Annotated in this window: 24 protein-coding genes; 16 read left to right on the plus strand and 8 right to left on the minus strand. The window is 66.1% G+C overall.

What is annotated here, in order from left to right:
• Positions 1-375 precede the first annotated feature (375 nt).
• From ACFFC4_RS14170 to ACFFC4_RS14195, 6 genes are all read left to right on the plus strand, one after another.
• Entirely contained in the window at positions 376-2,073 is a 1,698-nt protein-coding gene (locus ACFFC4_RS14170; RefSeq protein WP_375501940.1) for a ribonuclease J, read from the plus strand.
• 24 nt (positions 2,074-2,097) lie between these two features.
• Positions 2,098-2,331: an antitoxin gene (locus tag ACFFC4_RS14175; RefSeq protein ID WP_375501942.1), complete on the plus strand. Its 234-nt coding sequence runs from the start codon at positions 2,098-2,100 to the stop codon at positions 2,329-2,331.
• Positions 2,328-2,762 (plus strand): TA system VapC family ribonuclease toxin, encoded by a 435-nt coding sequence (locus ACFFC4_RS14180; protein ID WP_375501944.1) that lies wholly within the window; start codon positions 2,328-2,330, stop codon positions 2,760-2,762. Before ACFFC4_RS14175 ends, ACFFC4_RS14180 begins: the two co-directional genes overlap by 4 nt.
• A 15-nt stretch (positions 2,763-2,777) precedes the next feature.
• Positions 2,778-3,647: a type I methionyl aminopeptidase gene (map, locus tag ACFFC4_RS14185; protein ID WP_375501946.1), complete on the plus strand. Its 870-nt coding sequence runs from the start codon at positions 2,778-2,780 to the stop codon at positions 3,645-3,647.
• A gap of 109 nt (positions 3,648-3,756) precedes the next feature.
• Entirely contained in the window at positions 3,757-4,872 is a 1,116-nt protein-coding gene (locus ACFFC4_RS14190) for a thiamine pyrophosphate-dependent dehydrogenase E1 component subunit alpha (protein ID WP_375501948.1), read from the plus strand.
• A 53-nt stretch (positions 4,873-4,925) separates the two neighbouring features.
• Positions 4,926-5,897 carry an alpha-ketoacid dehydrogenase subunit beta gene (locus ACFFC4_RS14195; RefSeq protein WP_375501988.1) on the plus strand — a complete coding sequence of 324 codons (972 nt, stop codon included), beginning with the start codon at positions 4,926-4,928 and terminating at the stop codon, positions 5,895-5,897.
• Between the two features lie 18 nt (positions 5,898-5,915).
• On the opposite strand, the gene ACFFC4_RS14200 is transcribed toward ACFFC4_RS14195, so the two are convergent.
• Positions 5,916-6,182, minus strand: a complete 267-nt coding sequence (locus tag ACFFC4_RS14200) for a hypothetical protein (protein WP_375501950.1) — start codon at positions 6,180-6,182, stop codon at positions 5,916-5,918.
• An 81-nt stretch (positions 6,183-6,263) separates the two neighbouring features.
• Here ACFFC4_RS14200 and ACFFC4_RS14205 point away from each other — a divergent pair, with 81 nt between their 5' ends.
• The 4 genes from ACFFC4_RS14205 (at position 6,264) to ACFFC4_RS14220 (ending at position 10,649) form a co-directional block, all read left to right on the plus strand.
• Positions 6,264-6,488 (plus strand): hypothetical protein, encoded by a 225-nt coding sequence (locus tag ACFFC4_RS14205; protein ID WP_375501952.1) that lies wholly within the window; start codon positions 6,264-6,266, stop codon positions 6,486-6,488.
• 701 nt (positions 6,489-7,189) lie between these two features.
• The gene (locus ACFFC4_RS14210; RefSeq protein ID WP_375501954.1) at positions 7,190-8,266 is read left to right on the plus strand and encodes a glycosyltransferase; all 1,077 of its coding nucleotides are present in this window, start codon (positions 7,190-7,192) and stop codon (positions 8,264-8,266) included.
• A gap of 185 nt (positions 8,267-8,451) precedes the next feature.
• A complete protein-coding gene (locus tag ACFFC4_RS14215) occupies positions 8,452-10,383 on the plus strand; it encodes an ABC transporter ATP-binding protein (RefSeq protein ID WP_375501956.1) in 1,932 nt (643 codons plus the stop codon).
• Complete coding sequence (locus tag ACFFC4_RS14220) at positions 10,380-10,649, plus strand: PqqD family protein (protein ID WP_375501958.1); 270 nt, start codon at positions 10,380-10,382, stop codon at positions 10,647-10,649. Before ACFFC4_RS14215 ends, ACFFC4_RS14220 begins: the two co-directional genes overlap by 4 nt.
• Positions 10,650-10,669: 20 nt before the next feature.
• Here the strand turns inward: ACFFC4_RS14220 and ACFFC4_RS14225 are convergent, their stop codons facing one another.
• The 5 genes from ACFFC4_RS14225 to ACFFC4_RS14245 all read right to left on the minus strand — a co-directional run bounded on the left by ACFFC4_RS14225 (position 10,670) and on the right by ACFFC4_RS14245 (position 13,772).
• Entirely contained in the window at positions 10,670-11,653 is a 984-nt protein-coding gene (locus tag ACFFC4_RS14225) for a hypothetical protein (protein ID WP_375501960.1), read from the minus strand.
• Position 11,654: 1 nt separating this feature from the next.
• Entirely contained in the window at positions 11,655-12,092 is a 438-nt protein-coding gene (locus ACFFC4_RS14230; RefSeq protein WP_375501962.1) for a lasso peptide biosynthesis B2 protein, read from the minus strand.
• Positions 12,089-13,276, minus strand: coding sequence for an asparagine synthase-related protein (locus ACFFC4_RS14235; protein WP_375501990.1), 1,188 nt, complete (start codon positions 13,274-13,276; stop codon positions 12,089-12,091). Before ACFFC4_RS14235 ends, ACFFC4_RS14230 begins: the two co-directional genes overlap by 4 nt.
• A 28-nt stretch (positions 13,277-13,304) precedes the next feature.
• The gene (locus ACFFC4_RS14240; RefSeq protein WP_375501964.1) at positions 13,305-13,559 is read right to left on the minus strand and encodes a PqqD family protein; all 255 of its coding nucleotides are present in this window, start codon (positions 13,557-13,559) and stop codon (positions 13,305-13,307) included.
• A 63-nt stretch (positions 13,560-13,622) separates the two neighbouring features.
• A complete protein-coding gene (locus ACFFC4_RS14245) occupies positions 13,623-13,772 on the minus strand; it encodes a lasso RiPP family leader peptide-containing protein (RefSeq protein WP_375501966.1) in 150 nt (49 codons plus the stop codon).
• Between the two features lie 138 nt (positions 13,773-13,910).
• Between ACFFC4_RS14245 and ACFFC4_RS14250 the strand changes: the two genes are divergently transcribed.
• Positions 13,911-14,840 carry a glycosyltransferase family 2 protein gene (locus tag ACFFC4_RS14250; RefSeq protein WP_375501968.1) on the plus strand — a complete coding sequence of 310 codons (930 nt, stop codon included), beginning with the start codon at positions 13,911-13,913 and terminating at the stop codon, positions 14,838-14,840.
• Between the two features lie 66 nt (positions 14,841-14,906).
• On the opposite strand, the gene ACFFC4_RS14255 is transcribed toward ACFFC4_RS14250, so the two are convergent.
• On the minus strand, positions 14,907-15,449 hold the full coding sequence (locus ACFFC4_RS14255; RefSeq protein WP_375501970.1) for an FkbM family methyltransferase: 543 nt from the start codon (positions 15,447-15,449) through the stop codon (positions 14,907-14,909).
• 622 nt (positions 15,450-16,071) lie between these two features.
• On the minus strand, positions 16,072-17,325 hold the full coding sequence (locus ACFFC4_RS14260; RefSeq protein WP_375501972.1) for a nucleotidyltransferase family protein: 1,254 nt from the start codon (positions 17,323-17,325) through the stop codon (positions 16,072-16,074).
• Positions 17,326-18,074: 749 nt separating this feature from the next.
• On the opposite strand from ACFFC4_RS14260, the gene ACFFC4_RS14265 reads away from it, so the two are divergent.
• The 5 genes from ACFFC4_RS14265 (at position 18,075) to ACFFC4_RS14285 (ending at position 21,968) form a co-directional block, all read left to right on the plus strand.
• Entirely contained in the window at positions 18,075-18,863 is a 789-nt protein-coding gene (locus ACFFC4_RS14265) for a glycosyltransferase (RefSeq protein WP_375501974.1), read from the plus strand.
• A 92-nt stretch (positions 18,864-18,955) separates the two neighbouring features.
• Entirely contained in the window at positions 18,956-19,489 is a 534-nt protein-coding gene (locus tag ACFFC4_RS14270; protein WP_375501976.1) for an acyltransferase, read from the plus strand.
• Positions 19,490-19,619: 130 nt separating this feature from the next.
• On the plus strand, positions 19,620-19,874 hold the full coding sequence (locus ACFFC4_RS14275) for a hypothetical protein (protein WP_375501978.1): 255 nt from the start codon (positions 19,620-19,622) through the stop codon (positions 19,872-19,874).
• A gap of 2 nt (positions 19,875-19,876) precedes the next feature.
• Positions 19,877-21,235: a class I adenylate-forming enzyme family protein gene (locus tag ACFFC4_RS14280; protein ID WP_375501980.1), complete on the plus strand. Its 1,359-nt coding sequence runs from the start codon at positions 19,877-19,879 to the stop codon at positions 21,233-21,235.
• Entirely contained in the window at positions 21,225-21,968 is a 744-nt protein-coding gene (locus ACFFC4_RS14285; protein WP_375501982.1) for an SDR family NAD(P)-dependent oxidoreductase, read from the plus strand. The genes ACFFC4_RS14280 and ACFFC4_RS14285 overlap by 11 nt, the downstream gene beginning before the upstream one ends.
• The last annotated feature ends 426 nt before the right edge of the window (positions 21,969-22,394 follow it).

Here is a 22,394-nt window from a genome sequence, read left to right on the forward strand (position 1 = left end):
GAGGTGTTCGCAATTGTCGCCCTGCCGGAGTTGTTCGCACGATCAAGGCGCCCACCAGCACTACCGCGCCGGGTCAGACTGCAGTGTCTGTGACTGCGCCGCGTACCACCGAGATGCCCTACTCATGCTGAAGCGCATCCTGCACCGCCCGCCGCACAACGTCGCATCGGCGCCCGCCGCGGAAACGCACGTCGCCGCGTGACCCACTGCCCGTTCGGCGAGCAAGCGACGCTTCTCAGCACATCGTCTAACGCGTCGAGGGTGGATGCCGGCATACATGGCACCGAGATTGCGCCAGCCTGATCCCGAGCCCGGTGACGTCGTCGGATCCGAGCGCCACGTTCGTCGTCATGCGGCGGAGGATAGCCTCGAGCTGTGACCGCAGACCTGACAGCACGACTCGGGACGCCGCCCACGTTGGCTCCCGGCGGCCTGCGGATCGTCGCCCTGGGCGGCATCAAGGAAGTCGGTCGCAACATGACCGTCTTCGAGTTCGACGGTCGGCTGCTGATCGTCGATTGCGGGATGCTGCTGGGTAAGACCAACTCTCCCGGCATCGACATCACGCTGCCGGACTGGTCGTACTTCGCGGACCGCCTCGACGACATCGACGCGGTGGTGCTGACGCACGGCCACGAGGACCACATCGGCGCGTTGCCCTACCTGCTGCGCGACCGCAAGGACATTCCGGTCATCGGCTCGCGCCTGACGCTCGCCCTCGTGTCGGCCAAGCTGGACCAGCACCAGCTGCGACGCTCCGCCGACCTGCGTCAGGTCGTCGAGGGCGAGGCCATGGACATCGGCCGGTGGGGGCTGCGGTTCTACGCCGTCAACCACTCCATCCCCGACGCGTTGGCAGTCGCCATCCGCGCCGGCGACCAGACCGTCCTGCACACCGGCGACTTCAAGATGGACCAGACGCCGCTCGACGGGCGGCTGACCGACCTGCCTGGCTTCTCCCGCCTCGGCGACGAGGGTGTCGACCTGCTGTTGTCGGACTCCACGAACGCCGAGGTCGGGGGGTTCATCCCATCCGAGCGCGATGTCGGCAAGGTCGTAGCGGACGTCATCGGCAAAGCCCGGGGCAGGATCATCGTGGCCTGCTTCGCCTCGCACGTGCACCGCGTGCAGCAAGTGCTCGACGCCGCGGTCGAGGCCGAGCGGATGGTGGCGTTCGTCGGCCGCTCGATGGTGCGCAACATGCAGATCGCGCGCGAGCTCGGACTGCTGCACATCCCCGACGGCGTGATGATCGACCTCAAGATGGCCGAGGAGCTGCCGTCGCGTCGGGTCATGCTCATTTCGACGGGGTCGCAGGGCGAGCCGTTATCGGCGCTGTCGCGGATGGCCAACCGCAGCCATCAGACGATCAACATCTCGACGGACGACACGATCCTGCTGGCGTCCTCATTGATCCCGGGCAACGAGACGTCGGTCGGCCAGGTGATCAACGGGCTGTCGCGCCTGGGCGCCACCGTGATCCACAAGTCGATGGCGCTGGTGCACGTGTCCGGGCACGCGCCCGCCGGCGAACTGCGCTACCTGCTCAATGCCGTGCGACCCACCAACCTGATGCCGGTGCACGGCGAGTGGCGCCACCTGCGCGCGCACGCCGCGATCGGCCGCTCGGTCGGGTTGCGCGACGAGCGGATCATGCTCGCCGAGGACGGCACGGTCGTCGACCTCGTCGACGGGCTGGCCACGATCACCGGCACAATCCCGGTGGGATACGTCTATGTCGACGGGCTTGAGGTCGGCGACATCGGCGACACCACTTTGAAGGACCGCCGCATCCTCGGCGACGACGGCTTCCTGTCGATCCTCATCGCGGTGGACGTCCAGGCCGGGCGGATCGTCTACGGACCCGAGATCACCGCGCGCGGTTTCAGCGACGACCCGGCCGCACTCGATCCGATCCGCGCGGAATTGCTGGAGGTCGTCGAGAAGGCCGTTGCCGACGGCACCCGCGACGCCGACTCCCTGCAGCACCTCGTCCGCCGCACCGTCGGGCGCTGGGTCGATCGCGAGTACCGGCGTCGCCCGATGCTCGTGCCGATGGTGCTCGAGGTCTAAATCTGATGCGATAGCATCTGATGCATGCGCACCACCCTTTCCATCGACGACGACGTATTAGCTGCAGTAGGCGAGCGAGCCCGTCGGGAAAAGCGCACTGCCGGTCAGGTGTTGTCCGACCTGGCCAGGCAGGCGATGACCGCAACTCCCGAGCCGGCTGACACTGACGAGTTCCTCGGCTTCCGCCCGTTACCGGCAAGCGGCCAGGTCGTGACGAACAGCATGATCGACAAGATTCGTGTCGAGATCGGCGAGTGACTGCTCCCGCGCTGCTGGACGTCAACGTCCTCATCGCGCTCCTGGACCGCAGTCACGTCGATCATCGCACCGCCCGTCAGTGGCTAACGGGTCACGCCGACCCGTCGTGGGCCTCCTGCGCGATCACGCAGAACGGCTACGTGCGTGTCGTCTCCCAGCCGTCCTACCCGGCCTCGGTCTCCACGTCCGCAGCACTTGCTCTGCTCGCCGCAGCGTGTGGGACGCTGCACCATGAATTCTGGCCGTGCGATGTCTCGCTTCTTGATGCGCACGTGGTCGACCGAGGCTTGGTGCTCGGGCCGAAGCAGCTCACCGACGTTTACCTGCTCGCCCTTGCTGTCCGCCACAACGGGCGGCTGGTGACCTTCGACCGCAGCATTCCTGTTGCAGCGGTCGCGGGCGCCAACCCACGCCATCTCGTCGTGCTGTGACGGCACAATAGGTTCATGACCGTCACCACTCCGCTCGAGCAGGGCGTCGTCTCCCCGCGGCGGGACGTGCCGCGCTCGATCACCCGGCCGCACTACGTCGACGCCGCGCCAGGCACGCCCGCGGACTACGACGATCCGATGGTGAAGGACGCCGACACGATCGCCCGGATGCGGGTCGCCGGACGGATCGCCGCCGACGCGCTGGTCGAGGTCGGGCGGCACGTGGCGCCGGGAGTCACCACCGACGAACTCGACCGCATCGGACACGACTACCTGATCGCGCACGGCGCCTACCCGTCCACGCTGGGCTACAAGGGCTACCCGAAATCGCTGTGCACCAGCGTCAATGAGGTCATCTGCCACGGCATCCCGGACTCCCGGGAACTCGCCGACGGCGACGTCGTCAAGGTCGATATCACGGCCTTCATCGACGGGGTGCACGGCGACACCTGCGCCACCTACTACGCCGGCGACGTGAGCCAGGAGGTGCGCGATCTCGGTGAACGCACCCGCGAGGCCATGCTGCGCGGCATCCGCGCCGTCAAACCCGGCCGACCCATCTCGGTCATCGGCCGGGTCATCGAGTCCTACGCGCGGCGCTTCGACTACGGAGTGGTGCGCGACTACACCGGCCACGGCGTCGGACCGAGCTTCCACACCAAACCGACGATCCTGCACTACGACGACCCGCGCGCCGACACCCTGCTCGAGCCCGGCATGACCTTCACGGTCGAGCCGATGCTCACCTTGGGTGGCTACGACTGGTTTATGTGGGACGACGGCTGGACAGTGCTCACCAAAGACAGCTCCTGGGCCGCCCAGTGGGAACACACCATCGTCGTCACCGACAACGGAGCCGAGATCCTGACCACCCCGGGCTCATAGCGGAGCAGCACCTTAAACGCCCGGTATGCGTGCAGTTGCGCCAGACCTTGTTCACGTCAGCGGGACAGGTCACCGGAATTACGTAGTATCCCGCGCGGCAGATCTTTACGTGTTGTCTTCCCGGGGGGTAGTCGTACCATTGAATTCGCGCGATCTCCCGACCGATGAACCCCTGGGTTTGATAGCTGCCGACGGCCTGCTCGTGCCGGACCCTGCTCTGACCAAGCCATCCGACGCGACCCTTCTCGAGCTGCATCGTCAGATCGTGCTCGGCCGGCGTTTCGATACCGAGGCTACTGCGCTGGCCAAGCAGGGGCGCCTGGCGGTCTATCCCTCTGCGCGGGGCCAAGAGGCGATAGAGATCGGGGCAATTGCCGCCCTGCGCGAGCAGGAGTGGCTGTTCCCCACCTATCGCGATTCGATGGCCGTCGTCGCGCGTGGCGTGGATCCCGTCGAAGTGCTCACCCTGTTCCGCGGCGACTGGCACAGCGGCTACAACCCCTATGCACACCGGGTCGCGCCCCAGTGCACGCCGCTAGCAACCAACACCCTGCATGCCGTCGGCCTCGCCCACGCCGCACAGTTCAAAGGAGAGGACACCGTTGCCGTAGTCATGCTCGGTGACGGTGCGACCAGCGAAGGCGACACCCACGAGGCGCTGAACTTCGCTGCAGTGTGGCAGTCGCCGGTCGTGTTCCTCATCCAGAACAACGGCTACGCGATCAGCGTGCCCCTGGCGAAGCAGACGGCGGCACGATCGCTTGCGCACAAGGGCATCGGCTACGGCATCCCCTCGATGCTCATCGACGGCAACGACCCAGCAGCGGTTTACTCGGCTGTGGAGGCCGCAGTCACCACGGCCGCCCGCGGTGGCGGGCCGACGCTGATCGAGGCCGTCACCTACCGAATGGAGGCGCACACCAACGCCGACGACGCGACCCGTTACCGCGACGCCGACGACGTGGCGTTGTGGCTCACCCGAGACCCGCTCGCACGCCTGCGAAGGTATCTCGGCGACAGCGGACTGCTGACCGAGAACGACGTCGCCGTCCTCGAGGCCGAGGCCGGGGCCCAGGCCAAGGACCTCCGACAGCGCATAATGGTCGACACCGTCCTCGACCCCGAGGACCTCTTCCGTCACGTCTACGCCGAGCCGACCGCATCTCTTCTCCGGCAGTCCGCGCACCTGCAGTCGGAACTCGCGGCATTCGGGGACAACCCGTGATTCCCGACGAGGACCCACCCCCCTTTGCCGAGGAAGGGGCGTCCGCTGTCACGATGGCCGGAGCGCTGAACCAAGCTCTCTGCGACGCGCTCATCGCCGACGACAGCGTCTTGGTTTTTGGCGAGGACGTCGGCACACTCGGCGGTGTATTTCGAGTAACCGACGGGCTCGCGGCCAAGTTCGGCGAAGCCCGCGTCTTCGATACTCCGCTGGCCGAGTCCGCGATTGTCGGCACGGCCATCGGCATGGCTATGAACGGTCTGCGGCCGGTGGTCGAGATGCAGTTCGATGCCTTCGCCTATCCCGCGTTCGAACAAGTGACGAGTCATCTTGCCAAGCTCCGGAACCGGACGAAAGGCAGAGTGGCGCTCCCGATCGTGGTGCGCATTCCGTACGGCGGCGGGATCGGTGGGGTCGAGCACCACAGCGACTCCTCCGAGGCGTACTACACCCATACGGCCGGGCTTCGCGTCGTCACTCCAGGCACGCCGTCGGACGCTTATGCGCTGCTCAGACAGTCCATCGAGAGCCCCGACCCGGTCATCTTCCTCGAGCCGAAGCGTCGCTACTGGTCGAAACAGACCACCACTCTTTGCCACACGGACTCCCGCCTCGAGCAGGCCCTCATCCGCCGTCGCGGCGATGACGTCACGCTTATCTCCTACGGCGGCGCGCTCGGCACCGCATTGGAAGCAGCCGAGGTCGCCAGCGACGAAGGACGTAGCGTCGAGGTCGTAGACCTTCGCAGTCTCTCGCCGTTCGACGACGCAACCGTATCGGAGTCGGTGCGCCGCACCGGGCGAGCGATAGTCGTCCACGAGGCGAACGCCTTCTGCGGCTACGGGGCCGAGGTCGCCGCCCGCCTGACCGAACAGTGCTTTTACTCCCTCGAAGCCCCGATCATGCGGGTGGCGGGGTTCGACGTCCCGTACCCGCCGCCCAGCCTCGAGCACCTGCACCTGCCCAGTGTCGACCGCATCCTGGACACCATCGACCGACTTGAATGGGGCGACACCAGACCCTGAGCAACGCGTGGCTGACCCTCAGCGGCGGCGTAGCTGAAGCCAGAGGACGACCGAGACGACCAGACCAGCAACGCCCGGCAGGTCGGTGACGGTTAGCCCGTGTTGGGGCAGCACGGGAGTGATGACCGCGCCCTCGCCCCACTGGTTGTCGATCCCGATCCAGACGCAGGAGACGAAAAACAGCGCCACCACCGCGGCGCGTTCGCGCCGTCCGGCAATCGCGGACAGCACCATGGCCCCCGCGAGGCAGACCACGGTGGCCAACTGGCGCGTGTCCAGCGACATGCCCCGAACGTAGCGGAGTCGGCCGGTGGAAATCTGCCGGGACCAATGGCCCGAATGTGAAATGAGTGTTAGATTGAAGTCATGTTCGAGGCCCGCTCCCGCTGCCGCTCACGGCTGTGGACGCCGGAATACGGCGCCGACTCGTGGCTGACCTGCACCCTCCGCCATGCCCACGCGGGCGTGCATCGTGCCCAGGGCGGGTCCTGGGTGGCGGCTGAAGCAATGCCGGACCTGGCCCCATGCAACGTGCACACCTCGGTCTCTCACGCCGTGCACCCGCACCGCCTGCAACGCAGAGCCGGCTGAGGTCCGCTCCCGCTGATAGAACGCTATCGCTGTGCAACAGAGAGCTTGAGCAGATGGTTCTCCTAGCTCGACGACATTATCGCTGTACAAGCGTTCACTGTCTCTCTGCAACGCATTGACGTTTGAACAAGCCGTTGGCCGACGAATTGATCACCGTGTGCCGTACAGCACAATCCGTGAATCGGTGTGACCACGAGGCTACGCGTCCTCTTTGCACCGGTCTAGGCGTGTTTGGGACGCCTCAGGCCGGGCGGGTTTCGGATACCGGGCAGAGCAATGCGGCGATTCTGAAATCTATGTAAACATCTCATTTTCGAACCCGAACGCGGCGACTGACCCCGGTAGCGTCTGCATTTGTCGGCCGTGCGGGCGATGTTCGCCTTGGCGAAGGACCGATGTTGGCGAACATCGTGCAAGGCCGAAATCAAGGTGACTTCTTTCACTTCGTTTGTGAGTCCTGCTGCGCCCGATTTTGGCGACACGGCCGGAGTGCTTGCAATTTAGTGACAACTTGTTACCTCAGTTGGGCGCGCACCGGGATTCCGGAGTTGTCACCGCCGCATCACGACCTTATATTTTCGCCGGGGGGAATTTTGAGCACCGAACTTGCAGGGAGACGACGACCGATTAGGTCGTCGAGGCGTCTGAGTGCGTCAGTTTCGGAGCGAGCCGCGCGCAAGCCGGACCGGCCGCCGAGGGTCGTGATCGCGCACGACTATCTGACGCAACGAGGCGGGGCCGAACGGGTAGTGCTGGCCATGCTGACTGCATTCCCGGATGCGCGGATCGTCACCAGCATCTACGACGCCGAGGCGACGTACCAGGAGTTTCGCAACTGCGACGTCCAGACGAGCTGGTTGTCTAAGGTGTCAGCGTTTCGCCGCGACCCCCGCCGGGCACTCGCGCTGCTTGCCCCGACCTGGTCTGCGACGCACATCGACGACGCTGACGTCGTGATCTGCTCCTCCACCGGCTGGGCGCATGGCGTGCGCACGCAGGCAACGAAGATCGTGTACTGCCACAACCCGGCACGCTGGCTCTATCAGGCCGACGAATATCTGAGCGGTGCCGGGCCCGTCACCCGCGCCGGGATGAAAGTGCTGCGCCCTTCGTTGCGCGCATGGGACCAACGCGCCGCCCGGTCGGCCACCACCTATCTGGCGAACTCGACCGTCGTCGCCGACCGGATCGCCACCACGTACGACGTCGAGGCCGAGATCGTCCATCCGCCGTCGGCCATCTCCACCGGACCGGTCGAGCCGATCCCCGGCATCGAGCCCGGCTTCCTGCTCACCGTTGGGCGCTCGCGCGGCTACAAAAATACCGGGGCCGTCGCCCACGCGGTCCGCGACCTCCCCGGCGAGCGGCTTGTCGCCGTCGGTGGCGTGCCGCACGGAGACTGGCCCGCGCGCATCCGCGGCCTCAACGACATCTCCGATTCTCAGCTGCGTTGGCTCTACCGCAACGCTGATGCCCTGGTCGCTTGCGCTTACGAGGACTTCGGCCTCACCCCGATCGAGGCCTACAGTGTCGGCACTCCAGCCGTCGTACTCCGGGCCGGCGGTTACCTCGACACCTCCGTGCCCGGCGTCACCGGGGAGTTCGTCGCCACCGCGGAACCCGCCGATATCGCCAGCGGCATCCGACGATTTCGCCAGAGCAGTTACTCCACCTCGGCGATCGAGACCCATGGGAAGTCTTTCTCTGTCGACGAGTTCGCGGCCAAGCTGCGCAACGTCGTGCTCAAGTCGTACCTGGCCGGTCCGCTCATAGCCTGATCCGCCGGTTGGTGCACACCTGCTCACTCGGCGACAATGGCCCAGTGACGACAGACCCGGTGACGACAGACGGGAGCGCAGGTCCGCGCAACGCGGCCCGTCCCCGGCCGCGGCCCCGCCCCAGCGCAACCCACCGGGCCGACGGGCCGATACCGGCCGACGCGACCAACGCGACCCCTTTAGGTGTGGACGCAGGCCAATTCGACGACGCTGCGTACCGGCCGAGCGCCGAGACGGCCGGCAGCCACAGCAACTTCCTCGACGAGCTCTACATCGCCCAGCGCAAGACCCCCCGGCGGGTGTCACGCATACCCAAGCTCGTCCTCGAGGCCGGCCGCCTGGTGTGGCAGACTAGCCGCCTGCAAACGTCGGCGATCATGCTGGCGCAGGTTGTCATCGCCGGCTTCGCTGCCGTGCAAGTGCTGCTGGGCGGGATCGCGGTTCGAGAACTGCTCAAGGTGCAGGACGGCATCTCGTTGAGTCACCTCGTCCTGCCGCTGATACTGCTCGCTGTCGTCTCCACCGCCGGCGGCCTGACCACGCAGGGGTCCTCCCAGTTCGGCCGGCTGCTCGGCGCCCGGGTTCAGCGCACCGTCACCGGCCGGGTCCTCGACGTCGCCGCCGACGTCGAGCTCATTACCTACGACGACTCGCGCTTCTACGACCAACTCAGCCGAGTGCTGGCCAACGTCCCGACTCGCCCGTTCTCCGTCGTGACCTGCCTCGCGGCCCTCGTCGGTGGCGGGGCCGGCGTCGTCGCTCTGACCGTCAGCCTGCTCGTCATCCAGCCCGTGCTCGTCCCGATCCTGCTGATCGGTGGCATTCCACTGTGGTACCTGTCGCGCCGGGGCGGACGGCTGGAGTTCGACTTCGCGGTCTCGCAGACCGCGGCCATGCGTGAGCGCGACTACATGGAGATGACTCTTACCCGCCGCGAGGACGCCGCGGAGCTGCGGGCCTACGGCACGTCTGCCCCATTGCGTCGTCGCTGGGAGGACCTGTACGAGTCGTTCCTGGTCGCGCTGCGCCGCCAGGTCCGCCGTCGATACGCGCTGAGTGCGGCCACTGGCCTGGCAAGCGGCGCGGTCACGATCCTGACCCTGCTCATCCTCATCGAGCTGATCCGGCGTGGGTCGGTCGGCTTTGCCCAGGCCGCGTCGGCAGCTGTCGCGATCCGACTGCTCAGCGGACGGCTGCAGCAGCTGATCGGCGGGCTGTCGACGCTGTTCGAGTCGGCCCTGTTCCTCGAGGACTACGACGAATTCCTGGCCCGGCAATCAGCCCGCAGCCCGCAGCCCGACCCGGTGGCCGGCCACGAATCCTTCCGCGGGCTGTCGGTCGTCGACGTGTCGTTCCGCTACCCGCAGGCCGACCGGGACGCGCTGGACGGTGTGTCCCTCGATCTGCGGCCGGGCGAGATCGTGGCGCTGGTCGGCGAGAACGGCAGCGGCAAGACCACGCTGGCCAAGATCATGGCCGGGCTGTATGAACCCAGCAAGGGGCAGGTCACGCTCAACGGCACCGTGGTGCGCGAGCGTGACAAGGTCCGCGACCAGGTGGCGCTGGTGCTGCAGGACTTCACCCACTACGCGCTGTCCGCGGCCGAGAACATCAGCTTCGGTCGGCCTGAGATCCAGCCCGACGACGAGCGCATCCGCGCCGCGGCGCGCAACGTCGGCGCCGACGAGTTTCTTGCCCAGATGCCGAGCGGGTACGGCACCCGGCTGTCGAAGGTCTTCAAAGACGGCCGCGAGCTGAGCCTCGGCCAGTGGCAGCGGGTGGCGCTCGCCCGGGCCTTCTACCGCAACGCGCCGATCGTCGTGCTCGACGAACCCACCGCGGCCCTCGACCCGCGCGCGGAGGCCCACCTCTATGACAGCGTGCGGTCTGTGCTGGCCGGACGCACCGTCGTGCTCATCACCCACCGCCTGGCCAGCGTCCGCGGCGCCGACCGCATCGTCGTGCTCGACCAGGGCCGGGTCGCTGAGCAGGGCACCCACGGGGAGCTCATGCGCTCCGGCGGGCTCTACGCCGAACTCGTCTCGCTGCAGACCAATCGGCACATCGGCTCGGTGAGTCGGCTCGAACCAGCCATCGCGGAAAGGAGTACGACGTGACGCGAGTCAGAGTGCGAAGCGAGGGCATCGCCTGGCAGGAGGTCGACAACGACCTGATCGTCCTCGACGAGCGCAACTCGCTGTACATGCGTCTGATCGGCAGCGCGACCCTGCTGTGGCCCCTGCTCGTCGACGGCGTGACCGAGGACGAGCTGGCGGCGGCCCTGGTCGAGGCGTTCGGCCTGGACACGGCTCAGGCCCGTATCGACGTCGCCACCTTCTTGCACGGCTTGCGCGCCCAGGACCTGCTGGAAACCGCGGCCTGAGCCCGCATGCTCTCAGTTCGTCAGAGCTCAGCGGTGGCGAGGATCTCCTGGAGAAGCGCCGCGCCGAGATCGTCGTCGAACGGCGGCCCCCACGGGACGCGAGCGGTCATGATCGGTACTCGGCGAGCGATCTCGCCCCAATGGCGATGCGCCTGCCCCGCCGTCGTGGCATCGCGCCAACCCAGCACGCGCGGAAATCCGGCCAGGGTCAGCACAGCTCGCACGCCATCAAGTCGCCGGACGGTGATCACGTCGGACTCGCGGTCAGGTTGGGGAACAACGATGGCAGCCAACGGGACAGCGCGATCGGGCGACAGCGGCATCGCGGCGGACGTCCGCCCATCAGCCGTAGTGGCGACGGAAGTGGCCGCCTGCGCCGCCAGCGCAGCAGCCGCCGGACGCAGGCGCGTCGCGGTCGCTCCCGGCCAGGCCAGGACAACGTCATCGACGATCTCGGTGCGGAGCACGTCGTCGGTGAACAACGTCGCCCCATCCCGGCACGTCAGCGTGGCCAGCGTCGATTTGCCCATGCCCGAACTGCCGACGAACGCCACCACCCTGGCCTCGCCGGCGACATCGACCGAGACGGCGCTCGCATGCAGGACCGGATGACCCAGCAGCGCCAGCACCACAGCGATGATCGTTCCGTTGATAAGGACCGGAGCGAAGGCCTCTTCGGCGTCCGGGGCGAGGACCACGTCGACGGTGCGGTGAACGGTGTCGTACGACGCGCTGGCGACTCCGTGGAAGTGGATGTCGACGACTGGATGCGGCATGGGCGCGTCCGTCCGCGTGGGTTCGAGGACCGACAGCCAGATAGTCTCTTGATCTTCGACCCGGGCCAGCACCCGGCCGGACGGACGTTCGTCCACGGCCGGGACGAGACCGTGACCGAGCACGCGCACGGTGAGGTCGGGAGTTGAGTCGAGCGGTGCACGGCGCGCGTCGAGGGCGACATCGTCGCAGCGCACTGTCAGGCCGTGCATCGACCACAGATCCGGCACGTCAGGCTGCTTCTGACACCGAACGCGTCATCTGCCCGGTTGCGGGCCCCATGTCGAGATGCTGGCCACGGACCACCAGCCAGGCGTGAGCCAGGAACGGCTCCGCGGAGACGATCGTCAGACACAGGTGCGGCGCGAAGGCGCGCAGGTCGTGGCCGAGCACCAGGCTGCGCCGCAGGCACGGCCGTTGCCGTGCGAATGGCCACCATTTCAACGTCGTCTCGACCGCCCACCAGCGCGCGGCCAGGTCGAACGGCAAGAGCTCGGTCGGTTGGACCGGCGGAGTGAAACCAGCGAGCTCGACGCCGAAGCGCTCACACAATTGCGGCAGTGGCACCCGCCGGGCGTTCAGTTCGACCCGACCCAAGGTGACGACGGTGCGAGCCAGGAGGCGCAGACGCCGGCGCAGGCCCGCCGGCGGGCGCAGATAGGGGGTCACGTGAGCAGCTCGGCGACCGGCGTGGGTTCCCAGCCGGACTCGAGCGCATCGAGCAGTGCGTACTGCAGCGGAGCCAGCGACGGACCCGGGATCATGTCGGACGACCACGCTGCGCGCAGCGCTTCGACGTCGACCAGACTCTCGTCCAGCCCTTTGCCGCTCCACGACCGGGCGAAGCTGCGGACCCCGTCACCGACATACACCTCGTTGAACGTGGCCTTGGTCTGGCGACGCGATACCGAGTCCGGGAGCAAGTCGGCTGCGAGCAGGCGCATGATGTGGGATCTGTTCGGGAAGCCGGTCGCGCCGCCCCGCCGACACAGCGTGGCGACGAAGTCGGGATCCATGAGCGGGTGCTCGAGCCGAAAGCCCTCGCGGGCGGCGACCGCGGCCATGGTCTCGTAGGACAGGCATCTGCGGAAGTTCAGGTATTGCCACGTGGCCCGGCGCCAGTCGAAGGGAGTGGCGCAGACCTCGTCCACCCACTTCGCCGAGACGACCCGACGGGCGTGCGGGCGAAGCCACGGGGCGAGTGTGAGCACCAAGGCGTTTATCCGACGGGCGATCACAGACCGTCTCAGCGCGCCGAACGTGAGATCCTCCACCATCTCCCTCGCGTCCGGGCTACGCGGAATCCGGCGGGCCCGTAGATAACCGAGCCAGAATGAGATGCGCTCGGCCCCGAGGATGTCGTCTCCCCCCTCGCCGGTCAGGACCGTCGTCCCGGCAACCGCAGGGGCGATACGGGCCAGGCTGACACTCGCGGGCGGCGGGAAGATCGGGCCGTCCCGAAGCAGCCGCGAAATTGCCAGCGGGCTGACGATCTCGTTTCCGCCCGGCGGCACCGTGATGACCTCGAGCGGTACATCCAGATGATCGGTGACGAACTTCTGCCACTCAGACTCTTCTGCCTCCGGCGCGCCGAGATATCGGATCGCAAGGGCTCGCGGCAGGGGGAGTCCGTCGCGCCGGGCCACGTGAACCGCGACAGCAAGCACCAGCGACGAGTCTCGTCCGCCGCTGAACTGGACGGTGCACGGACCTGCCGCAAGGCACCGACCGAGCGAACGCTCCAGCGCGGACCTGGGGTCCGCCAGCGGATCTGCCCTGAAGCGTGTCCACGTCGGAGGCTTTCTCGGAAAATCAACGAAGCCGAGAACGACTCCCGAATGAGCTTCGAGCACCGACGGCTGGAAGGGCGAGGTTACCCATTCACTCAACGAGAAAACCGTTCAGGCGCAGCTCGCCCAAGAACGCCGTGCAATCCCGAGACGCCTGCTCGGTCGTGATGCCGAACCTGGCTACCAGGGCCTGCACGAGTTCGTCCACGGACGCCTCAGACTGCAACAGGTCCATCACTATCGTTCCAGCCGAGTTGACCGTCAGGTAGTTGGACGTCCGGCCGTCGAGAATGACGGTCTGCCCGTCGATACTTGTCGTGAACAACGCATCAGAACGTAGGCGCATGCGCGGCCAAATGAAGCGTGGCCGCGGGCCTTGGACAGCCCGACGACCGGCTTGAACTGCTGCTCAGCTGGTGACCGGGGGCCGAATCCCATGGTCCTTCCGCTCGCCCGCCATGAAGTGCGCATCGAGGTAAACACGGGTGGTGTTCGCCGCGGTCAGGGCTTCAACTGATCCCACGACGGTGATGGCGGGGGCTTCGTAGGACTCGTTCATGATTCCTCCAGCTTGATCGATGAGCACATCATGCCACACGGATTGGCAGCGTTACACATAACACCGCAAGTTGCCATCGTCGCTAAATTCGGCGCTGCCCATCCCTGCGCTGAACCCAAATGCGGGACTATCACACCCGTGCCACCGCGCGTCGCCACCGCGATCGTCATCGTCTCCTTTAACACGAGAGACCTGCTGACGCGCTGCCTCCACGCGGTGCGCGCGGCGACACAGGACCTCGTGGTCGAGATCGTCGTGGTCGACAACGCCTCGATCGACGGCAGCGCCCAGGCCGCCCGCGAAGCGGCGCCGAACGCCACCGTGGTTGCACTCGAGAAGAACGTAGGTTTCGCCCGGGCCTGCAACACCGGCGTGGCCCAGACCAGCAGCGACTACGTCCTGCTCCTGAACCCGGACACCGAGATGGCGCCCGGCTGCCTGGGGGCACTCCTTGAGTGCCATGCTCGCAACCCGGACGCCGGCGTGATCGGCGGGCGCACGGTCGACGAGACCGGCGCACTGGACCCGCACTCGTGTTGGGGGCTGCCTTCGCTGCGCAGCCTGTTCTGCTTTGCGTCCGGCCTGTCGACGGTGTTCGCCGAAAACCGGCTGCTCGACCCCGAGTCCCTCGGTTCCTGGGCGCGAGACGAGGAGCGCGAGGTCGGTGTCGTCACGGGCTGCCTGCTGTTGTGCTCGCGCACACTGTGGAATCGCCTCGGCGGAATGGACCCCACCTACTTCGTCTACGGCGAAGACGTCGACTTCTCCTTCCGGGCCCGCCGCCTCGGCTACCGCCCGCGCATCACTCCCGGCGCGGAGATTGTGCACGTCCGCGGCTCCGCAAGCGCGACCTCGGCGGCCAAGTGGAACATGATCCTGCGCGGCAAGGTGACGTTCATGCGCCGCAACTGGGGACCGGTGCGCAGCCGGCTCGGTGTCGCGCTATTGCTCTTCGGCGCCGGCCTGCGAGCCGCGGCAGCTCACCTGCACCTTCCCGTTGCGGGGCCGTGGCGCGAGAACTGGCGGGACCGTCACAGCTGGCTCGCCGGGTGGACGCCTGAGGCATAGCGGTTACGCAGGTTGCACCCGTGGTCCGGATGCGATGAGCCTGGAGTTGCCCCCGCGCGACTGCGGTCAGGCTGCATCGCGCACGAAGTGGGCGACTACCCCGCGGCGCTCGGGCAGGTTCCACATGCCGCTCGTCAGGCTCACGCGCGACAGGCCGGCCGCGTTGATGATCGCCTCGCACGCGGGCAGATCGTCGCCAGACACCTCGAGTGCTAGGCGTCGGGTGCGCTGCATGGTCCTGGCCGCGCCGTTCAGCACCGGCACCTCATGACCCTCAACATCGATTTTGAGCAGCGCGATCTCGCCATGGACCGAGTCGAGCGCCGCGTCGAGCGTGACCACGCTGACTTGTGCGCTCTGGGTACGGTCGGGACGCTCGTCAAAACTGCCTACCGAGAGCCGCCCGGGCGGGAAATGCAGCGTCATCGTGGTCGGTTGGTCGCTACAGGCCAGCTGGTTCGCGGTGACCTGCGGCAACGTCCGAACATTGTCGGTGAGCACACGAAAGGCGAGCGGATTGGGTTCGAAGGCGACGACCGTTCCCTGCTCGCCGACGTTCGCCGCGGCCCACAGAGTGAACACCCCGATGTTCGCGCCGGCGTCGATCACGAGGTCGCCGCGCTGTGGCACCCACTCCTGCGTCGGCGTGTACACGTGCTGGGTCACGATCTCGTAGTACACCGCGAGGCCGCCGGAATTCGCATCACACTGCAGGGGAGCGGCGAGTCCACGCAACGCGACATGGGACGGGCGCCCTCGCGCAAGACGACGCCCCAGCCCGGACAACTTGGGTGACCGGGACGCGAAATACCGCACAATTTCGAGCCGGGCGTGCGTGCCCTCTGCTGCAAATATCAAACTCTTGGCAACATCCCAAGTCGACCACCGCGCAAGCAGCAAGACACGTCCCCCACCCGATGAGCTTCACAAGCCGACGGCCCGTCGAGTGGACGGTAGCTACCGCGCGGAACGCGCCGCAAGCGGGTCACGGACAACGCGCAGCGCCCAATTGAAGGCCCCGCAGATGCAATGTTGGTAGATGAAGCATCAAGACCGAGACGCACTACGTCGGCCACCGCGAGCGTAACCCGGATGGGCGAGGTGGTGGACACCGTCGCGAAGTAAGCGGTCCTTTGCCTGAGCGGAGGTAAGCCGTCTTCCGGGCGCCGCCGCCCCGTTCGTTGTCGCGGATTGCTCCCGCATTCGCGAATTGGCTTGCCAGTCGCTGGACTCAACCTTCCCGCGCAGCGGCCGCCGCGACAATTGCGAAGAACTGAGCCTTGGACGCTGCCGAGGTCTCCACCGCGTTCGGTACCACCCCACGAACTGTGTATTCGCGCCAAGGACGCACTCGATCATAGCGATTTGGTAACACGGTACTGCTCGCAAGCTGCTTTACCAATTCCCACGACGTAGCCCGGGCCGAGCCGCGCGTCGCACGGAAAAAGACACGGTCCTGTCCGTTGCGCGTCTGACGATTAGGCGGTGCCCATCGATCGAGAACGGAACCAACACCGCGCATCGGAAGCGAGTGAACAAGCAAGGTCGTAAGCGCCGGGTCGATCGGGCTTCCAAAAATTCGCTGCGCACGGCGCAATATTAGCCCGGCAGCAGGACCAATGCCCCATTGCATCGCTCGCGAAACGAGGTCGCGTTCGTTCCATTGCAAGCGGCGCGAAAGCATGTCAATATCTTTCAACCATAACAACCGTTCGCCCCCGGATAAGCACGCGTGCAAACTCAAGTACAATAGAGCATCTGATGCCTCAAGGGCGCGAACAACGGGGCCGCCTTCACCGAGCGCTAGGCGGGATCCCCGCTCGATCAGCTGGGCGACCGGGATGCGGAAGTGGCGCCGGACGCGCTCGGTATGGATGGGGTGCCAGTGCAGATCCACCATCGATCCCATCGGCATCATCACGCCAATCTCTCCGCTGGTGGCGCGGGTCAACATCTCGAAGTTCCGGTCAAGAAGAGTGCCGCCCAATTGGCACAATCCGTCGACCATCGACCGGAGATCACGTCCATCTACCAGAACATCCAGGTCGCCGTACTCGCGAGCCGCGCCTTGATAAGCCGTTGCGACCAAGGTCGGGCCCTTTAGCAGTACCCAGGGCCGGTTGAGTCGGTCTGCGACCTCGACAATCTGGTTCAGATCAACTGCCATTCTGGCCTGCGTGAAGCGCCGACGCAGTTCCACGAGGCGCGTGAACGCTCTGATTGGCTCCGGAGTACCCGGGTAATTTATCGTGGGTACGAGGAACGCGCTTACTCGATGGTGCTCCGAAGCGGAAATCAATGCATCTACATTGACTTGACTCCAATCGGCGCCGCGGTACACCGGATAATCCGCGACAGTTGCCCGGAGAAATTCGGCTTGCGCCGCCGAGCTCAACCAACGTAGGTCTCGTGAGGTTGTTCTATCCTTATGCATGAAGATTGCAACTAACCCTTCAGCAGGGTGTTGGGGGTGAAATACGCTCATCGCGCTAGGGACGACGCGTTTGGCTCGCAATTGATTGGGTATCGAACGCCCGACATCATCACAAGCGCTCCGACCGTGGTTGTACCACGCCCTGCTTCGATCGAACAGTCGATCATCCGCAAAGCGCCGCTCTGCTGCGAACGGGACTCCGCGTCTATCGCGCCTTGCACATCTTCGCCTTCGCACCCGTCCAGTTCGCAGTACAAGGCGTCATCCTCGGCTGCTTGACGCACCCCGACAAGGGTTCGCGGGTGCAGCCGCCCCTTGCCCGGAACTGCTCGTGGAATTTGACACCGACGGTGACGGCGTTACGGTTCTCGTCGACGGCCATGTACTGCCCGTCGAAGCGGGCCGGATTCCCAGTAGGTATCGTCGAGGGGTAACGAGCTTCCTTGCGCCAAGGCAATGACCTGGTCCTCGCGCTGAGCATGGAAACGTGGGACGACATGGTCAAGCGGGAGTTCGCCCGGCCGCCGGACCGGATGACACAGTTCGTACTGTCTAACCCGGCCGTGGACAAGCTGGTAGTCGTGAACCCTTGGCGAAGTGCGCTCGGCCAGGTTCGCCGTCGCATCGGGCCCGCCCGTGACGACCCGTTCCCGGCCACCCCTACACGGTCTCTGTTGCGGCCAGTGCGGTTACGCCGCGGCGATCCTTCCAGCACAGCGTCACTCGAACGCGGCTATCGCGCGTACAGCCGCTTGATCCAGGTCTCATGTAGACGGCACGGACTTGAACGCCCCTCGTTGGTGACATTCAATCCGCTGTTCGCCGGGTTCGGCGACCACGCCGGTTTCCGGGCAGTTACATACGTCGCCCGCGACGACTGGTCGGCGTCCAGCCATCTCGCGCACCTGGCCGGCGCCTTCGACACGGCGTACGAACGCATCCGGGACAAGCGCATTCGAGTTAGTGCCGTCAGCCAGGTCCTGCTTGATCGACTTTCCCCCCACGGTGCCGGCATCGTGGTTCCCAACGGCGTCGATACCACAACGTGGGGGCCGGCACGCCCGACGCCGAAGGCGCTCGAGGGTCTGCCGCGCCCGCTGGCGATGTACACGGGGACCATCGACTCGCGGCTATCCATCCCCGCGCTGCGTTCACTTGCCTCGACGCTCGTCGACGGCTCGATCGTGCTCGTGGGCCCTTCCGACGCGACGGCGGCAGCGAGGATCCGAGCAGCGCTGCCCGACGTTGTGTTCTTCAGCCCGGTCGGGCAGGAGGAACTCGCCGGCCTGGTGCGATCAGCGGACGTCTGTGTCATTCCGCACGTGCGGTCGGCGCTCACCGAGGCCATGTCTCCGTTGAAGCTGTACGAGTACGTGGCAGCTGGACGCCCAGTTGCTGCCACTGACCTGCCCCCAATGCGGGGCGTCCACCCGTCCGTCGTGTTGTGCGAGTCGGACGCCATGTTTGGTACAGCGGCAGCGCAGGCGCTGCACGCAGGACCGCTCAGCGAGTTCGAACGAGAGGATTTCATGGTCTCCAACACCTGGGAGGCTCGATGTCAACGAATTCTGAGCCTTGCCGTCGCATGACGCCCGCCCCCTACGTCCGCCGCCTCGGCCCGTCAGCCATACGTATGAACGAGTTGCAGCGACGCCTACGCGCTCGCGTCTTCACTGCATCGGTGCGCGGCGGGTTTTCCTATTTGGGCCGACACGCCAGCCTGACTCCGCCGATCATCATCGAGGGCGGAGCCGAGCACATGTGGATCGGCGACGGTAGCGTCGTTGGTGCACATTGCCGGCTGTCGGTACTGGGCGGCGACGCCGCTCCCGGGGAGATTCGGATTCGCATCGGCGCGCGCGTCAGCTTCGGCGGCTCGTGCTTTCTCTCGGCGCGTCAATCCATCGAGATCGGGGACGGAGTGATGATTGCGCGCGGGGTGTATGTGTCTGATCACAACCACGGCTACGCAGACCCCAGTCGCTTCATCCGTGACCAGGGGATCGAGAGTGTCGATCGGGTGCGGATCGGAGCAGGTGCGTGGGTCGGCGAAAACGCCGTCCTGTTGCCGGGCACCGACCTCGGGCAGGGGGCTGTCGTCGGCGCAAACTCGGTAGTCGGCGGGGTCATCCCGCCGTTCTCGCTGTCGGTCGGGGTCCCGGGTCGCCTGCTCAAATCCTGGGCACCGCGTGATTCGGCCGGCGAGTCTCGCTGAACCTTTCCCGCCACGGGTGCGGGCCCGCGGCGACGCGGAGGACGTAATCGTCGTGTCGTATACTCACGCTTCCAGCGAGGGGCTCGAGGCTCATCCCTCGTGACGAGCCGGACATGAATCGGAGTGACGCATGACGGGGATGGCACCGCCGCGCGCCGCGGTCGAGGCATCGATCACGTCGTTCTTGAAGCGGGCTGACAAGCCCACGGACATCGACGCTGCCATCGCTCTCTTCGGCGACGAGGGTCTTGGGCTTGACTCTCTCGAAGCAGCGGAGCTTTCGTCGGTGCTCGAGGACGACCTGGGATCGGATCCCTTCAGCGCGGGAGCATTGCCGCAGACGATCGGCGAGATCTTCTCCTTCTACGGGTTCGAGGCCGCCTAGCCTTGATCGAGCTGCTCCGGCGAGCGAGTGCGCGGCATCCCGACCGTTCGGCGATCGTCACCGACGACCAGGACGTCAGCTACTCGGACCTGGTCGCGATGGCCGAGTCCGCAGCGGCGTCGCTTCGTACCCACGGAATCCGCCGCCTGGCGCTCATCGAGCCGAGCGCGCCGGAGGTCGTCGCCATTCTGGCCGGGTCAGCCCTCGCCGGCGTCGAAGCGTGTCAGTACCCACCGGTCGAGCCGGCCAGTTCGATCGCGTTGCTGAAGGGCCGCTTCGACCACACGACGTTGATCTCCTATCGCACTGATCTTGGATCGACTGGCGAGGTCATCGCTCCCGACGTGCTGCTGGGCGCCGCGGGGTGGACGCAAGCGGCTCCCACAGCGCAGCCGCTGCTCATCTTGACCACCGGCACTACCGGAGCTCCGCGCGGTGTGCGCCACGACTGGACCCGTTTGCTTCGCCCGCTGTCTGCTGCGAAGCCGGTTGATGATGAACGTTGGCTATTGGCTTACGGGCTGCACCAATTCGCCGGGCTCCAGCTGGTTGCGCATGTCTTGGCGGTTGGAGCGACCCTGGTCGCTCCGACGCCGCGCCGACCTCGCGAGGGTCTCGCCGCGATTCGGCGCTACGGGGTCACCCATGTGAGTTCGACTCCCACGTACCTGCGCTTCGCGCTCGCGGAAATGGCATCCGACAACGGTCCGGTCCCAGCCCTGAAACAGATCACGCTCGGCGGAGAGGCAGTGCCGCGGCCGCTGCTTGCTCAGGTTAGAGCGGTCTTCCCGGATGCGCGCATCTCGCAGATCTACGCTGCTACCGAGTTCGGTTCGACCGGGTCGGTGCGCGACGGTGGCAGTGGCATGCCGGCATCGGTCCTGCGACGTGCGGACGACGCAGACGTGCAGATGGAGATTCGCGATGGTGAGCTGTGGGTTCGGTCGCGCGTCGGCATGCTGGGCTACTACGGGGACGAGCCGGTGGAGCCTGACGCGTGGCGGCCCAGCGGGGACCTCGCCGAGGTTGTCGACGACCGAGTCGTATTCCGCGGACGAGCGAGCGACGTGATCAATGTCGGCGGCGTCAAGGTCCACCCGCTGCCGATAGAAGAGATCGTTGCCGGGGTGCCCGGCGTCGATGTCGCCCGGGTCTTCGGGAGACCGAATGCCATGACCGGATCGATCGTCGCAGTGGAGATTGTCGCGCACGCCGGTTTCGATGTTGACCACATTGCCCAGTCGGTCCGCAGCGGCTGCTCGGAACTTCCCGCTGCGGCGCGGCCACGAAGCATTCGCTTCGTCGAAGAGCTACCGCTGACTGGCGGGAAGCTCGTGAGAGGACAGACCCGTGACGGGTGAACCGGCTCGCGTTGTGATCGTCACCGGCGGAAGTAAGGGCCTTGGCCTCGGCCTCGTGCAGTCATTTCTCGATTCCGGAGCGCGCGTGGCGACGTGCGCACGCGCAGCGAGCGATCAAATCACCCGGTGGCAGGACGATTCGGAAACCGCCGAGCGGTTTCTCTTCCGCACGGCAGATCTCTCGTCACGACCGGATACGCAGGATTTTGTCGCGGCTGTCATCGAGAAGTGGGGACGCATCGACGTCCTGATCAACAACGCGGGCGTTGCCCGAGAGGGCGTGCTGGCTCTGTCGGAGGACGACGACCTTGACGTTGTCGTCGATCTCAACATCAAGGGCACCATCTACATGACGCGTCTCGTTTCTCGCCGTATGTTGGCCAACCGTTCGGGTGCGATCGTCAACATCTCGTCGATCGTTGGACGATCGGGCTACCGAGGCTTGGCCATCTACAGCGCTACGAAGGCTGCGCTCGACGGGTTCACGCGGGCAATGGCCAGAGAACTAGGGTCCCGTGGAATCACCGTCAATTCGATTGCGCCCGGTTACCTGACCACCGAACTGAGTTCGACCTTGGCACCCTCTCAACTAAAGCAGATCGTGCGCCGCACACCTCTTGGGCGGCTAGGAGATGCCGAGGACGTCGCCCGGGTGGCGCAGTTCCTCGTTGACCCGGCCAACACATTCATCACCGGACAAGTCATCGTTGTAGACGGTGGCCTGACGGGTTGATCCCGTTTTGCGCCATCTGCTATGTTAGTTTTATGTTAGTAATTTTGCCCACTGGGTAGGCCTAGCGGCAGCATCCAAGCGGGGGATGACGCTAGGAGCACCTCAATGTCCCCCGCAACACTGAAGCGATCGACTCGCATCCTGCGCACCACAGCTGCAACAGCGGCGCTCACAATCGCCGCCCTCGGCGGTGCAACGGCTGCTGGCGCAGCGACGAAGTCGCCCGTCGCCCCTCGCCCCCTGCTCAGCACGGCCTACCTTTCTCCTACTGGTAGCGGCAGTTCCTGCACTCAGTCCGCACCGTGTGCCAGTCTGCAGGCCGCGGTGAAAGCAGTGGCCAGCGGTGCGCGGATTCAGGCGGGCACTGGCATCTACCCGGCGCAGACTGTGACTCGGCTCGCGACCGGTCAGCACGCGATTGCGGTC

The sequence above is a fragment of the uncultured Jatrophihabitans sp. genome (assembly GCF_964244045.1).
In the GTDB taxonomy this organism is placed as follows: Bacteria; Actinomycetota; Actinomycetes; order Mycobacteriales; family Jatrophihabitantaceae; genus Jatrophihabitans.

Coding starts and splice junctions, on each gene's coding strand:
- ACFFC4_RS14175 (WP_375501942.1), top strand. CDS start 2,098: ATGCGCACCACCCTTTCCATCGACGACGACGTATTAGCTGCAGTAGGC.
- map (WP_375501946.1), top strand. CDS start 2,778: ATGACCGTCACCACTCCGCTCGAGCAGGGCGTCGTCTCCCCGCGGCGG.
- ACFFC4_RS14195 (WP_375501988.1), top strand. CDS start 4,926: ATGGCCGGAGCGCTGAACCAAGCTCTCTGCGACGCGCTCATCGCCGAC.
- ACFFC4_RS14200 (WP_375501950.1), bottom strand. CDS start 6,182: ATGTCGCTGGACACGCGCCAGTTGGCCACCGTGGTCTGCCTCGCGGGG.
- ACFFC4_RS14205 (WP_375501952.1), top strand. CDS start 6,264: ATGTTCGAGGCCCGCTCCCGCTGCCGCTCACGGCTGTGGACGCCGGAA.
- ACFFC4_RS14240 (WP_375501964.1), bottom strand. CDS start 13,559: ATGCGCCTACGTTCTGATGCGTTGTTCACGACAAGTATCGACGGGCAG.
- ACFFC4_RS14245 (WP_375501966.1), bottom strand. CDS start 13,772: ATGAACGAGTCCTACGAAGCCCCCGCCATCACCGTCGTGGGATCAGTT.
- ACFFC4_RS14260 (WP_375501972.1), bottom strand. CDS start 17,325: ATGAGCGTATTTCACCCCCAACACCCTGCTGAAGGGTTAGTTGCAATC.
- ACFFC4_RS14275 (WP_375501978.1), top strand. CDS start 19,620: ATGACGGGGATGGCACCGCCGCGCGCCGCGGTCGAGGCATCGATCACG.